The organism is Paenibacillus sp. Y916, from assembly GCF_056786435.1.
Map to the genome: position 1 here is coordinate 450766 of NZ_JBXCJA010000002.1, position 13776 is coordinate 464541.

Here is a 13776-nt window from a genome sequence, read left to right on the forward strand (position 1 = left end):
ATCTATTAGCTCCCTTGCACTGCAGTACGCATCATTTTCATTTTATTATTAACTAGTGATATGTAAGAATTGTAACGAAGTTGGTTATCTGCTAATAGTGACATTTCCAGTTCTACATCAACATTGTTTAAATTATTATTCATCACCGTCGAAGAATCCATAGTAACAACTGACGATGGCATTTCCGTAATAGGTCCAATCGTAAAATGACGTGAGTCAGTCCTATTCCCTTTAAGAGTTCGCATTTCTTCATTCATTTCTTGTTGTAGTAGACTTTCAAACGAAACTACAGAACGTTTGAAATAGGGCGTTTCTGCGTTAGCAATATTATTAGAAATTACTTGTTGTCTTGTATTTGCTGCATCTAATGCGCCTTGTAACTTTTGAAAAGTTGCACCATTTAACAGATTCAATTCTGACCCTCTCTTTCGAATTTCTGTTTTTAATTTTTCTTTAAATACTCAGTTGACCTTTTTAACGTTGTTAAAGATAGTATTTCTACAAAGAGATACAAATCCCTTTTTTTCGACAAAATTCTTTTAAACCTTCTTTTAAATCCTAATGCTTTATCGGCATTTGCAATTCATCAAACATTTTGTCGTATAGGCTCATTTTCTTAAATTTTATGCATTATTACAATAAGAAAAAAGCCCTATTTTTCTATAAATGAAGGACTATTATCTTATATTTAATATAACAAAAAAAGTTTATGATCAATATCGGTCAACGAAAGGGGTTTTAAACCGGGATCTTGCTGATTAATCCCGATTCGAATTTAATTTCGTAACATTTACATAAATTATTAACATTTAAATATGATTGCAAATGAAACTTTCGACCTATATACTATCATTTAGATAAATGTATGAAATCCACAACGTTAGTAAATGTGATTTCATCAAATTAGATATTTTACAATATTACCTTTACCAAGATAGAACATCTCGCTCTAGTTCGACAAAGTGTAACTATCTATTGAACTGTAAAAAAAGAGCAAGACTCGTAAAAAAACGAGTCTTGCTCTTTTGATTTATCTACAATATATACTGGCTCAAATCACGATCTTGAGCTATATTAGCTAACTTCTCACGTACGTATTCAGCGGTGATCGTCATGCTCTCTAGAGTTAGCTCAGGAGCCTCAAAGGATAAATCCTCCAACAACTTCTCTAGAATAGTATGAAGTCTTCTTGCACCAATGTTCTCCGTATTCTGATTGACTGTTGCTGCCATCTCTGCAATGACACGAATAGCGGCTGGATCAAATTGAAGTTCTATGTCCTCTGTCTTTAGCAATTGAACATATTGCTTCGTCAGAGCATTCTCTGGTTCTGTTAGAATAGATACGAAATCTTCTAAAGTTAAGCTATTCAATTCAACACGTATTGGAAAGCGACCTTGTAGCTCCGGGATTAAATCTGAAGGTTTAGCCATATGAAAGGCTCCTGCCGCAATAAACAAAACAAAATCCGTTTTTACAGGACCATACTTTGTCATGATCGTAGACCCTTCAACTATCGGAAGAATATCACGCTGAACACCTTCTCGTGATACATCCGGTCCGCTGCCCTTACCTGTACTTGCCACTTTATCAATTTCATCAATAAATATAATCCCTGATTGCTCAGCACGTTGAATTGATTCTGATATCATATCGTCCATATCAATAAGTTTGGCTGCCTCTTCCTGAATAAGCACCTCGCGTGCATCTTTAATCGGAAGTTTCCGTTTCTTCGTTTTCCGCGGAAGAAGATTACCAAACATTTCTTGCATATTCATTCCCATCTGCTCATTACCTTGTCCAGCAAATAGGTCCATCATAGGCGAACTAGCATCCTCGACATCAATTTCAATGTTATCGTTCTCTAGATTACCTGATAACAAATCAAATTTAACTTTTCTCCTACGCTCAATGATGCTACTATCCTGTTCTTTCTCTTCCGGAGGAGTCTGTTGATTACTGTTATTCCCGCCAAAAAGCATTTCAAACGGATTTCCCTGATTCTTAGTACCTGTTGTACTGGATGGAACAATCATCTCTATAATACGCTCATTAGCCAATTCTACAGCTTGTTCATGGACTTTCTCCGTACGTTCCAACTTGACCATGCGAATAGATATTTCGACTAAATCCCGTACCATCGACTCAACGTCACGCCCAACGTATCCAACTTCTGTGAACTTCGTTGCTTCAATCTTCACAAAGGGAGCGTTGACCAATTTCGCAAGTCTTCTTGCAATTTCTGTCTTACCCACACCCGTAGGACCTATCATCAAGATGTTCTTTGGGACAATCTCATCTCTTATATGTTCTGGAAGCTTATTACGTCTATACCGGTTACGAAGTGCTACAGCTACTGACTTCTTAGCTTGCTTTTGTCCGATAATGTATTTATCCAATTCAGCTACAATTTGTCTGGGCGTCAAAGATTGATTACTCATCATAGTTTCCTCCACGCTATAGTGTATTAACACGTACAATCCTATAATTCTTCCACCACAATATTCCCGTTCGTATACACACAAATTTCAGATGCAATTTGTAAAGCCTCTCTTGCAATATCCTTAGCTTCCAGTTGAGGTGAATGTCTTTTAAGTGCTCTACCTGCAGCTAATGCAAAATTGCCACCTGATCCAATAGCAATCACATCATCATCTGGTTCAATGATTTCTCCACCACCAGAAATGAGTAACATCCCATCTTTGTTCAGAACAATCATGAGAGCTTCTAGCTTACGGAGAATTCGATCTTGACGCCAATCCTTGGCCAGCTCAACAGCGGCACGTTGAAGATTCCCGTGATGTTCTTCAAGCTTACTTTCAAACTTTTCAAACAATGTTATCGCATCAGCTACTGAACCAGCAAACCCTGCAATGACCTCTCCACGATATAATCGTCGAACTTTTTTAGCTGTCGTCTTCATAATGACACTCTCACCGAAGGTAACCTGACCGTCACCGGCTATGGCTGCTTTACCATCATGTCGCACTGCGCAAATCGTTGTCGCATGAAATGATAGATCCATCCTTTGACCTCCTAATTATCTACATTCGTCTCTGACTTGAAAGCACGAATACTCTCGAGAGCCCTTTCAGCTAGAGCTTCATTCTTCTCTTTCTTGTTACGGATCTTCTTCTCTAAGCTAGGCAAAAGTCCAAAGTTAGCATTCATCGGTTGAAAATGTTTAGAATCTGCTGTCGTAATATACTGCGACATACTACCTAGTGTACTCAATGGAGGGAATACTAGACATTCCTCACCAAGAGCCATTCTCGCGGCGTTAATGCCCGCTATAAGACCCGATGCCGCTGATTCAACATAACCTTCGACTCCTGTCATCTGACCGGCAAAGAAGAGATTCTCATTGTCTTTCAATTGATAGGTAGGTTGAAGTAATCTAGGTGAATTAATAAATGTATTACGATGCATAACACCGTATCTTACAATATCTAAGTTCTCAAGCCCAGGAATCATACCAAACACACGTTTTTGCTCGCCCCATTTAAGATGCGTCTGAAATCCAACCATGTTATATAAAGTGCCTGCTGCATTATCCTGTCGCAATTGAACAACAGCATACGGAAGGGTTCCTGTGTGTGGATTCACCAAGCCGACAGGCTTCATCGGGCCAAACAGAGCTGTTTGTCTGCCGCGTGCCATCATCACTTCAATTGGCATACAACCATCGAAATATATTTCTTTCTCGAATTCTTTGAGTTCAGCTACTTCCGCCGTTATCAATGCATCATAGAATGCATTGAACTCCTCTTCATTCATCGGACAATTCAAGTATGCCGCTTCCCCTTTATCGTAACGAGAGGCCAAATATACTTTATCCATGTTAATGGAGTCTTTCTCTATAATTGGAGCAGCAGCATCATAGAAGTAGAAATATTCCTCACCCATTAACTCACGGATCTGCGCAGATAATGCCGGAGAGGTAAGTGGCCCTGTCGCAATCACAACGATCTCTGAATCAGGTATATGTGTAATCTCCTCATTAATCACTTCTATTAAAGGATGATTATGAAGTGTCGTCGTTATTTCACCTGAGAATCCATCACGATCTACAGCAAGCGCTCCGCCCGCTGGTACCGCGTTTCTATCTGCTGATCCCATAATCAGTGAATTCATCATTCTCATTTCTTCTTTCAAGACACCTACGGCATTACTCAAACCATTCGCCCGCAAAGAATTACTACATACTAATTCAGCGAATTGATTCGTATGATGGGCCGGAGTCTTCACTACAGGTCGCATTTCATATAATCTGACAGGTACTCCACGGCTAGCTATTTGCCAAGCCGCTTCACTTCCCGCAAGTCCTGCACCTATTACAGTTACTCTTTGTGGTTCTTTCAACTTCACTACCCCCTGCAATTGATCAATCTTCTGTATCATCATTATCTTCAACCAATTCAACATGATCACATGCTGTACATTGAAGTTTATTTCCTTGTTTATTACGTTTCTCAACCATTAAGGAATCACACTTCGGACATGGCTTCAATGATGGGCGATTCCATGACACAAAGTCACACTCTGGATATTTATCACACCCGAAGAATATCCGTCCTTTCTTGCTACGTCTTTCTACGACATGACCTTCCTTACATTTAGGACAACTAACGCCAATATCCTTAATGATAGGTTTCGTATTTCGACAATCCGGGAATCCGGCGCATGCTAGAAACTTACCAAATCTACCTATCTTATACACCAGAAACTTCCCGCATTTTTCACAAATCTCATCGGAAACTTCGTCTTCAATTTCAATCTCTTTCATTTCTTCTTCAGCTACGATAAGGCGTCTCTCGAAAGACTCATAGAAATCAGCAAGTACTTTAACCCATTCTTTCGCACCTTCACCTACGTGATCTAAGTCATCCTCCATATGGGCTGTAAATTCTACATCTAGAATTTCAGGGAAAAATTGCTCCATTTGCTCGATTATAAGCTCACCCAGCTCAGTCGGCATAAATTTCTTTTCTTCCATCGCGATGTATCCACGCTTTTGAATCGTCTCCAACGTAGGCGCATATGTACTCGGACGCCCTATACCTAGCTCTTCAAGCGTCTTTACTAGACGAGCTTCCGTATATCGTGGTGGTGGTTGCGTAAAATGTTGCTTCGGTTCGACATCTTTCTTAGTTAACTTATCTCCAGGTTCAAGGGCAGGCAAGAACTTATCATCATCCGTCGTCCCATCATCATTACCTTCTACGTACACTTTCATAAAACCAGGGAAACGCACCTTAGAACCGACAGCTCGGAATGTCGCTTTACCTACGGCAATATCTACGGAAAGCGTATCCAGTATTGCTGATGCCATCTGACTGGCAATAGCACGCTCCCATACTAGCTTATAAAGACGTAATTGATCACGACTTAGAAATGGCTTCACACTGTCTGGTTCTCTAAGAATGGATGTAGGACGAACAGCTTCGTGAGCATCTTGCGCATTAGCCGCTTTCTTGGAGAATTGACGTGGTGCTTCTGGTACAAAAGCTTCCCCATATTTACTCCCAATCAGTTCCTTAATTTCTTCAGCTGCGGACGCCGCAATACGTGTTGAATCTGTACGCATATAAGTGATAAGACCGACTGTACCTTCTTTACCTAATTCAACACCCTCATAAAGTTGCTGAGCTACTGACATCGTCTTCGCTGCACGAAAATTAAGTTTTCTTGCAGCTTCTTGTTGCAATGAACTCGTCGTAAAGGGAGCGGACGGATGACGCTGACGCTCTTTCTCCCTAACTTCACTAACCTTATAAGAAGCACCTTTAATTTCTTTCAATACTTCCTGCACATCTGCCTCACAGGATAGATCCTTCTTCTCACCATGAAGTCGATGGAATTTCGCTTCGAACGTTGTGTCTCCCTTAGCCAACTGTGCAGTAATGCTCCAGTATTCTTCTGGAACAAAGGCATCAATCTCATTCTCGCGATCCATAATAATCTTAACTGCAACAGATTGGACACGTCCTGCAGATAAACCCTTTTTGACTTTCTTCCATAATAGGGGGCTTATTTTGTAACCTACTAATCGATCTAGAATTCTCCGAGCTTGTTGCGCATTGACGAGATCCATATTAATTTTACGCGGTGTTTTAAAAGCATCTTTGACAGCCTGCTTCGTAATCTCATTAAACACTACGCGGCAATCTCCAGTTAAATCAACATCAAGCGCTTGTGCCAAATGCCAAGCAATCGCTTCACCTTCGCGATCCGGATCGGCTGCAAGATAGACATATTTCACTTTTTTTCTAGCATCTTTCAATTCCTTCAATATAGAACCTTTTCCACGAATCGTAATATATTTGGGATTAAAGTTATTCTCAACCTCAACGCCAATTTGGCTCTTAGGTAAATCTCTTACGTGACCCATAGATGCCTTAACAATATATTTGCTTCCTAAATATTTACCAATCGTCTTCGCCTTTGCTGGCGACTCTACGATAACTAGTGAATCTGCTGCCATGAGTTCATCTCCTCTCAAACAATCGAACCTTCAAATTCTCAAATAACTTCATTATATAATCTTATATATAGCACCAGGCAATTGGATAATCTGCTTTTTTATGATTAAAGATAACAGAACTGAATGCAAATGTCCAAAAACCCAGTGACTTTGCAGTAGTAATTCATCCACTGTAAATGGACCCTGCTCGAGTATATGGTATAGTTCAACCTCATCAGTTGTCAAATCCTCATTTATTAAACGATTACTTTTCGCTTCAATAATTCCCTTTAATTTCATGTCATCGTTTCTATCTTTGGACAGACGTGATTCATACTCCTCGAGTATATCTTTTCCACATGTGACCATCTTTGCACCTTGCTTTATCAAATTGAGGGCACCTTTGCTTTTAGGTGACGTTACCGGTCCTGGAACAGCGTAGACATCACGCCCCGCATCCATTGCCGCATCTGCAGTAATTAGCGATCCACTTCGAGCATCCGCCTCAACTACTAGCGTTCCTACACTCAGACCTGCAATAATTCGATTGCGTTGCGGAAATAAACCCGGATGTGACGGGGTACCCAAAGGATATTCTGTTACAATTAATCCATGCTTAACGATCTGCCCAAATAATGATGTATTCTCCGCAGGATAAATAATATCCATTCCCGTCCCCATGACTGCAATGGTTTGCCCACCACATTTCAATGCTGCTTCATGACATACCGTGTCTATTCCCTTAGCCATGCCACTTATAACCGTTACACCTGCGGCGCACAACTCTTCAGCCAAAACCGAACCTACCCTCCGTCCATAAGCTGTCGGAATACGCGTTCCTACCATAGATATACTAAGTGTATGAAGTAATTTCTGTTCCCCGAGACAGTATAACACCCACGGTGGTTGATGAGTTTCTTTTAATAAATAAGGATACTGCTCATCAAATATCGTTAACACTTCAATTCCACGCTCTACACGCTGGGCTCTACGTTCTTCGATTCGTTCTTTCGACAATTGTCTGAAAATCGTTTCTGCCTTATCTCGCGTTAATCCCGTTTTCTCCCAATCCAAGTGACTATAATTCAGCATTTGAACCGAGAAAACCCCATTTCTCGACAATCGTTCAATGGTCTTCCATCCAACTCCATCCAATTCATGTAACGCTATAAGCATCATTCTTTCTTCCTCAGTTCTCATAATTGCCTCCTCAAAAATAGGTTAGTATACCCTTTAATAAAATGATACATGATCCATACAAGTAGAAACGGCTATGCCGTCCTTTTGTTCAAAGACGATACCCATTTCAGCGGAAATATAAGGTATAGAGTATCAAGTGAAACTTATAATTTCTTATATTTCGAAAAAAAAGCAACCTTTTATTCCCCAAAAGGGAATAAAAGGTTGCTTACCTTGTGCAGCTATTATACATGAAACGACATTACTGTGTCATGCACTTATCTAAAATACCATGTTCTTCTAAAACACTTACTAGAGTAGAACCCATTTCTGATGGCGTAGGGGCAACCTTGATACCACATTCTTCAAGCTTAGAAATCTTCTCCTCAGCTGTCCCCTTACCACCAGAAATAATTGCTCCTGCATGTCCCATACGTTTACCTGGAGGTGCAGTTACGCCACCAATAAAACCAACTACAGGCTTCGTCATATGCTCACGAATCCACTCCGCTGCTTCTTCTTCAGCCGTTCCACCGATTTCACCAATCATAATAACAGCGTACGTATTGGGATCCTCATTAAATAGATTCAAAATATCAATGAATTCAGATCCCTTCACTGGATCTCCGCCGATTCCTACTGCAGAGGATTGACCGATTCCACGAGTCGTAAGTTGATGAACCGCTTCATAAGTCAACGTTCCACTTCTTGAAACGACACCTACATGTCCTGGAAGATGAATATAACCAGGCATGATACCAATTTTACATTCACCAGGTGTAATGACACCCGGGCAGTTAGGTCCGATCAATACCGTCTTCTTACCTTCTAAATAGCGAGAGACCTTGACCATATCCAGCACTGGAATACCTTCTGTAATACAGATCACGAGATCCAATTCCGCATCTATCGCTTCAAGGATCGAATCTGCTGCAAAAGCTGGTGGAACATAAATCACGCTTGCTGTCGCTCCTGTTGCTTGTTGCGCCTCAATCACAGTATTAAATACCGGTAAGCTAACAGTTTCCCCATTCTCCAATGTAATATCTACATTTGTACCACCCTTACCTGGAGTTACTCCACCCACCATTTGGGTACCATAATCCAACGCGCCTTTGGTATGGAATAGACCTGTCGCCCCCGTAATACCTTGGGTAATGACTTTGGTATGTTTATCGACTAAAATGCTCACGATTACTTCACATCCCCTATCGATTTAAAAGTGGTTATTGTACGAGCGAGACAATCTTTTGTGCGCCATCTGCCATCGAATCTGCAGCAACGATATTAAGTCCCGACTCCGCTAAAATTTTCTTTCCAAGATCAACATTAGTACCTTCTAATCGAACAACGAGCGGGCGTGTTAATCCAAGCTGTTTGGCAGCTTCGACGACACCATTTGCAATGACATCGCAACGCATAATACCGCCAAAAATATTAATGAATATCCCTTTAACTTTTTCATCGGATAAAATAATTTTAAACGCTTCCGTTACCTTCTCAGTTGTGGCACCGCCCCCAACATCGAGGAAGTTAGCCGGGTCCCCACCATAATATTTAATAATATCCATCGTTGCCATAGCCAGACCAGCACCATTGACCATACAACCGATATTACCATCCAAAGCAATATAGCTAAGATCATATTTAGACGCTTCAATTTCCTTCAAATCTTCTTCATCTAAATCGCGAAGTTCCTGAATATCTTTATGTCGAAATAATGCGTTCGAATCGAAATTCATCTTCGCATCCAAAGCGATAACATCGCCATCGCCTGTAATAACTAATGGATTTATTTCAGCTGTGGAGCAATCCTTATCAACAAAAGCATTGTACAATCCCGTCATAAATTTAGCAGTCTTATTTACTAACTCATTCGGAATGTTAATCGCATATGCTAATTTGCGAGCTTGGAACATCTGTAACCCAATAGCAGGATCAATTAATTCTTTAAAAATCTTCTCTGGGGTGTTCGCAGCGACTTCTTCAATTTCAGTGCCGCCCTCCTCAGATGCCATCATGATAACTCGTCCTGTTGCACTATCTACAACAACACCGACGTAATATTCTTTGCGAATATCACAGCCTTCTTCAATTAGGAGTCGTTTAACCTCTTTACCAACTGGTCCTGTCTGATGAGTAACTAACACTTTTCCGAGAATTTCTTCTGCATACGTACGTACTTCATCTAGGTTCTTGGCTACTTTAACACCGCCAGCTTTCCCTCGACCTCCAGCATGAATCTGTGCTTTAACAACCACTACTGAGCTACCTAAAGATATAGCAGCTTCTACCGCTTCTTCCACTGAGTAGGCGACTTTCCCATTTGGAACGGAAATGCCATACTGTTTCAACACTTGCTTTCCTTGATATTCATGGATATTCATTAACAAATCCTCCTATCAACATTGCTGAAAAAAGTCGAGCCTCCCGAGTATAAATGATATACTATCTTCATTAAAAGAGCGTATACATTTCTACAAAAAATATAAGTTAAGTCTCAGTTTAAATGGAACCTTCTTATATTTTATTGGAAATATTTATAAACTAAATTCATTGTACCATGTTTTTAAAACGCTTTCCTTAATATAAGCACATCCAATAGACACTCTTTTGATATCGGTTTCATCCCTTATTGCGAATGATTAGAAAAATATAGGAGGTTAGTGTCATATTCCTACGAAAGTGCAGGCATTTCTTTCGAAACCAATGATATCTCGGAGATACCTGCAATCATGCAGGTATTTAATCAAGAGTAGGAGAATTCGCTCCTTTCATAGGCTAATAGATGTATTATCGTAGGAATCTCGAGTGAATCGATAGATCAAGCAGAAAAAAGATGTACTATTGACGGCTTTATACGATGCGGCGGTTTGTGTTGAACCTTTCTTAATATTGACAATAACTTCTATTCCATCTAAAATTGAAGTAATTGTTCACTTGATCCGAAACTTATAATTTCATGTGTTTATAAAAGGAAGCACCTTTTTTTCTAATGCGGGTTACAGTCTACATCGTATCCATTATAATAGAAGAGAGGTGTTTTTTTAATATGTACGGAAAAATGCATAGTGCATGTTTATATGGAATTGATGGCGTGATCATTCAAGTTGAAGTTGATATATCTAATGGATTACCGCAAACAGCTATTATTGGACTTCCAGACTCAGCCATCCGAGAAGCGGTTGAGCGAGTTCGTGCATCTATTAAGAACTGTGGTTTTCGATTTCCTATGCAAAGAGTTACGATCAATCTAGCTCCTGCAGATCTGCGAAAGGAAGGTTCAGCATTCGACCTGGCCATCGCACTTACTATTCTAGTTACTAGTGGTCAGATTATTCTTCCTCCTGATCTCCGGTTACTCATGATCGGAGAGCTTGCATTGGATGGATCATTAAGACCTGTATCCGGTGTACTGTCGATGGTAGATCGTGCGAAACATGAAGGATTTAATGCTGTTCTATTACCGCTGGAGAATGCTGCTGAGGCAGCTTTGATCACAGATATTCAAATTTTCAGACTAGGACACTTAAAAGAACTACTATATCCCAATAGTATCCAACCTAAAGTTGGGAGGAAGGAAACCGATCCCCCTCTCATTCTTCATTCGTTGGACTTTCTTCTCTATTCACCTTCCTTTGCGCCAATATCATCAGTTTCTGATGATATGACTACTAGTTATGAAGATTATAGCGATGTGTTGGGGCAACAACATGTGAAGCGAGCACTTACCATTGCAGCTGCTGGCATGCATAATATTTTGCTGATTGGCCCACCTGGTACCGGCAAAACGATGTTGATCAAACGTTTACCTACGATTTTGCCTGCCTTAACAGAACAGGAAGCCCTTGAGACGACAAAAATCTTCAGTGCGGCCGGTAAGCTAAAAGAACCTTCAGCGGGATTATTGAAACGACGTCCCTTCCGTTCACCGCACCATACTATTTCTGCAGGAGGACTTATTGGTGGAGGAACGATTCCCAAGCCAGGAGAAGTTAGTCTAGCTCACCGTGGCATACTATTTCTTGATGAGCTCCCTGAATTCTCCCGTAACGTCTTAGAAGTATTAAGGCAACCTCTAGAAGACCGCGCTGTAACGATTAGTCGCGCAAGAGCTGTCCATACATTTCCAGCCCATTTCATGCTTGCAGCTTCAATGAATCCCTGTCACTGCGGATATCTTGGAAGTGATCACCCTAAACAACGTTGTTCATGTAGTAGCGCTCGTATTGCCCAGTATCGCGCGAAAATATCAGGTCCTTTACTGGATAGGATCGACCTCCAAGTCGATGTCCCTCGACCCATAGAATGGACTAAAGAAACTAAGAGCTTATCTTCACAAGAAATGAAAGAGCAAGTCATGAGGGCTCATCAAATACAGCTACAGCGCTATAAACGTTTGCCTTTCTCTTGGAATAGCGAGTTATCTGGAAGGCATCTTCGCAACTTTGCTGCTCTTTCTTCAGCAACGGCGACTATGCTACAAGAGACCATCGAGGCACTTGGACTCAGCATGCGAGCCCATGACAGAATATTGAAATTAGCAAGAACCATTGCTGATCTTGAGGGTGATAGTACTATTGGAGCTTCTCACGTCGCAGAAGCGATTCAGTATCGAAATTTGGATCGGCAACAGAGTGATGAGTGAGTGGGTATGAATAATGGACTATTCAGCGTATCGTCTAAAAACCTAAGTGCAGTATGACTTTGAAATTATGAATTCGATTCAATTATGGTGCAACCAATATCGGTAGTTGTCAAACATGTTGTCAATAATCGAGTCTATAAAATAGATTGTGTAAACTCCAAAACCTATTAAAATAGTAGTATAAGAAAGGTTGGGGAGAACACTTGGGATTATGGACGAAACAGCAATTACGAGAGTTTATTAAAGAGAATAAACTGGTGTCAGCACAGGATGCTCAGAATGCATTGAAAGAGTTGTTTGCTGAGACGTTGCAAGAGATGCTGGAAGGTGAGATGGATGCTCATTTGTTTTTCTAGATGCCATTCACTTCAAGGTCAAACATGAGGGAGCCATTGTAAACAAAGCAGCCTATTTGATCCACTAAAAATAACCTTAATCAAGCGTAAAATAACTAGAATGGAATTTATCGAAATGGTTGGTATTTCTTCTTCAACCTCTGCTAGAATGTGGCGTGATGAGTATATTGCAATGAAGATAATTGATGATATTTGCAACGTATTGCAATGTGACTTATCAGACGTAATTGAGCATAAACAAGTACTACTTGTTGATACTGGAACACCAGACAACACAAAAAAGCCTTGAGATAATTACTCTCAGGCCTTTAACTTTGATTAGAACTATTAAAACCTTAAAACATTAGAATATCTTTTATGATCTTTTTCGTACATCCAATCCAAAGTACTCAAAAAAATCTTTTGTTTCCAGTACTAGAGGCATTTTAGTGTTGAATTTATCAATTTTCAAATTAAGTCCTGCATCTTTACGTTGATCCAACAAAGCAATACGATACTCTCTTTGATGTTTAAAGAAATTATCTTTTACAAATATTGAAGACACTGATTTTCCATAATCACGTATTCTTGCTTCATGATTTACAGAATAATCAAAGTAATCAACAAGACGAGCACTGTATGCTATATTATTGTTAATCATATGTGCATCAACAGAATTCATGAATTCAGCGGCATTAATAACAATAGCTTTTTCACCAAATGTTTCTTCCATGATTGATTTGTCCTGCTCATCCAGATCAAATACTAAAGAAAGCATTTCATCGGTCTCATTAACGACCTTAAAATCCTGTGGGGTAAATGCTGTTATACAGAATATTGGTAAGTCGTCATAGTAATGATTTCTTTCAACCAATAAATCAGAGTAGCCTTCTCCGACCTTTTCCTTTGTACCATGTTTATAAAGAGTAAAATTAAAATCTCAGATTACATTAGCACCTTCGAACTTATCGCCCTGTCCTTTTATTTTTGTTTTCTCTTCAAGCTCTACAAAATATTTAATTGGATTCATATAAAGATTTCCATTAACTAAAGATTCTACAAATCTCTCTTGAGTGAACTTCACCATAAATAGTATCTCTTTGCTTTCAAATCCCTGTATCTCAGATAGTTTCATATTAATCGACTCCTTA

General features: G+C 39.9%; 12 protein-coding genes and 1 pseudogene. 3 read left to right on the top strand and 10 right to left on the bottom strand.

Annotated features, from left to right (window positions below):
* Positions 1 to 5: 5 nt before the first annotated feature.
* From flgB to sucC, 8 genes are all read right to left on the bottom strand, one after another.
* Positions 6 to 413: a flagellar basal body rod protein FlgB gene (gene flgB, locus AC1TO9_RS06250; RefSeq protein WP_482053939.1), complete on the bottom strand. Its 408-nt coding sequence runs from the start codon at positions 411 to 413 to the stop codon at positions 6 to 8.
* A gap of 621 nt (positions 414 to 1034) precedes the next feature.
* Complete coding sequence (hslU, locus tag AC1TO9_RS06255) at positions 1035 to 2441, bottom strand: ATP-dependent protease ATPase subunit HslU (RefSeq protein WP_482054485.1); 1407 nt, start codon at positions 2439 to 2441, stop codon at positions 1035 to 1037.
* A 41-nt stretch (positions 2442 to 2482) separates the two neighbouring features.
* Positions 2483 to 3025 (bottom strand): ATP-dependent protease subunit HslV, encoded by a 543-nt coding sequence (gene hslV, locus AC1TO9_RS06260; protein ID WP_482053940.1) that lies wholly within the window; start codon positions 3023 to 3025, stop codon positions 2483 to 2485.
* A gap of 11 nt (positions 3026 to 3036) precedes the next feature.
* The gene (gene trmFO / locus AC1TO9_RS06265) at positions 3037 to 4362 is read right to left on the bottom strand and encodes an FADH(2)-oxidizing methylenetetrahydrofolate--tRNA-(uracil(54)-C(5))-methyltransferase TrmFO (RefSeq protein ID WP_482053941.1); all 1326 of its coding nucleotides are present in this window, start codon (positions 4360 to 4362) and stop codon (positions 3037 to 3039) included.
* A 22-nt stretch (positions 4363 to 4384) separates the two neighbouring features.
* Positions 4385 to 6484 carry a type I DNA topoisomerase gene (gene topA, locus AC1TO9_RS06270; protein ID WP_482053942.1) on the bottom strand — a complete coding sequence of 700 codons (2100 nt, stop codon included), beginning with the start codon at positions 6482 to 6484 and terminating at the stop codon, positions 4385 to 4387.
* A gap of 51 nt (positions 6485 to 6535) precedes the next feature.
* A complete protein-coding gene (gene dprA, locus AC1TO9_RS06275) occupies positions 6536 to 7663 on the bottom strand; it encodes a DNA-processing protein DprA (RefSeq protein WP_482058643.1) in 1128 nt (375 codons plus the stop codon).
* A gap of 241 nt (positions 7664 to 7904) precedes the next feature.
* Positions 7905 to 8834 carry a succinate--CoA ligase subunit alpha gene (gene sucD / locus AC1TO9_RS06280; RefSeq protein ID WP_482053944.1) on the bottom strand — a complete coding sequence of 310 codons (930 nt, stop codon included), beginning with the start codon at positions 8832 to 8834 and terminating at the stop codon, positions 7905 to 7907.
* A 34-nt stretch (positions 8835 to 8868) separates the two neighbouring features.
* On the bottom strand, positions 8869 to 10029 hold the full coding sequence (sucC, locus tag AC1TO9_RS06285) for an ADP-forming succinate--CoA ligase subunit beta (RefSeq protein WP_482053945.1): 1161 nt from the start codon (positions 10027 to 10029) through the stop codon (positions 8869 to 8871).
* Between the two features lie 665 nt (positions 10030 to 10694).
* Here sucC and AC1TO9_RS06290 point away from each other — a divergent pair.
* The 3 genes and pseudogenes from AC1TO9_RS06290 to AC1TO9_RS06300 all read left to right on the top strand — a co-directional run bounded on the left by AC1TO9_RS06290 (position 10695) and on the right by AC1TO9_RS06300 (position 12935).
* The gene (locus AC1TO9_RS06290; protein WP_482058644.1) at positions 10695 to 12290 is read left to right on the top strand and encodes a YifB family Mg chelatase-like AAA ATPase; all 1596 of its coding nucleotides are present in this window, start codon (positions 10695 to 10697) and stop codon (positions 12288 to 12290) included.
* A gap of 203 nt (positions 12291 to 12493) precedes the next feature.
* Positions 12494 to 12637, top strand: a pseudogene (locus AC1TO9_RS06295) (IS256 family transposase); the annotation flags it as partial.
* A gap of 79 nt (positions 12638 to 12716) precedes the next feature.
* A complete protein-coding gene (locus AC1TO9_RS06300; RefSeq protein ID WP_482058830.1) occupies positions 12717 to 12935 on the top strand; it encodes a helix-turn-helix domain-containing protein in 219 nt (72 codons plus the stop codon).
* 66 nt (positions 12936 to 13001) lie between these two features.
* On the opposite strand, the gene AC1TO9_RS06305 is transcribed toward AC1TO9_RS06300, so the two are convergent.
* Positions 13002 to 13499: a hypothetical protein gene (locus AC1TO9_RS06305; RefSeq protein ID WP_482058645.1), complete on the bottom strand. Its 498-nt coding sequence runs from the start codon at positions 13497 to 13499 to the stop codon at positions 13002 to 13004.
* A 66-nt stretch (positions 13500 to 13565) separates the two neighbouring features.
* Entirely contained in the window at positions 13566 to 13760 is a 195-nt protein-coding gene (locus tag AC1TO9_RS06310) for a hypothetical protein (RefSeq protein ID WP_482058646.1), read from the bottom strand.
* Between the last annotated feature and the right edge of the window lie 16 nt (positions 13761 to 13776).

Bases quoted from the DNA above. Each gene is read 5' to 3' on its own strand.
- hslU (WP_482054485.1), bottom strand. From the start codon at position 2,441: ATGAGTAATCAATCTTTGACGCCCAGACAAATTGTAGCTGAATTGGAT.
- hslV (WP_482053940.1), bottom strand. From the start codon at position 3,025: ATGGATCTATCATTTCATGCGACAACGATTTGCGCAGTGCGACATGAT.
- topA (WP_482053942.1), bottom strand. From the start codon at position 6,484: ATGGCAGCAGATTCACTAGTTATCGTAGAGTCGCCAGCAAAGGCGAAG.
- dprA (WP_482058643.1), bottom strand. From the start codon at position 7,663: ATGAGAACTGAGGAAGAAAGAATGATGCTTATAGCGTTACATGAATTG.
- sucC (WP_482053945.1), bottom strand. From the start codon at position 10,029: ATGAATATCCATGAATATCAAGGAAAGCAAGTGTTGAAACAGTATGGC.
- AC1TO9_RS06290 (WP_482058644.1), top strand. From the start codon at position 10,695: ATGTACGGAAAAATGCATAGTGCATGTTTATATGGAATTGATGGCGTG.
- AC1TO9_RS06310 (WP_482058646.1), bottom strand. From the start codon at position 13,760: ATGAAACTATCTGAGATACAGGGATTTGAAAGCAAAGAGATACTATTT.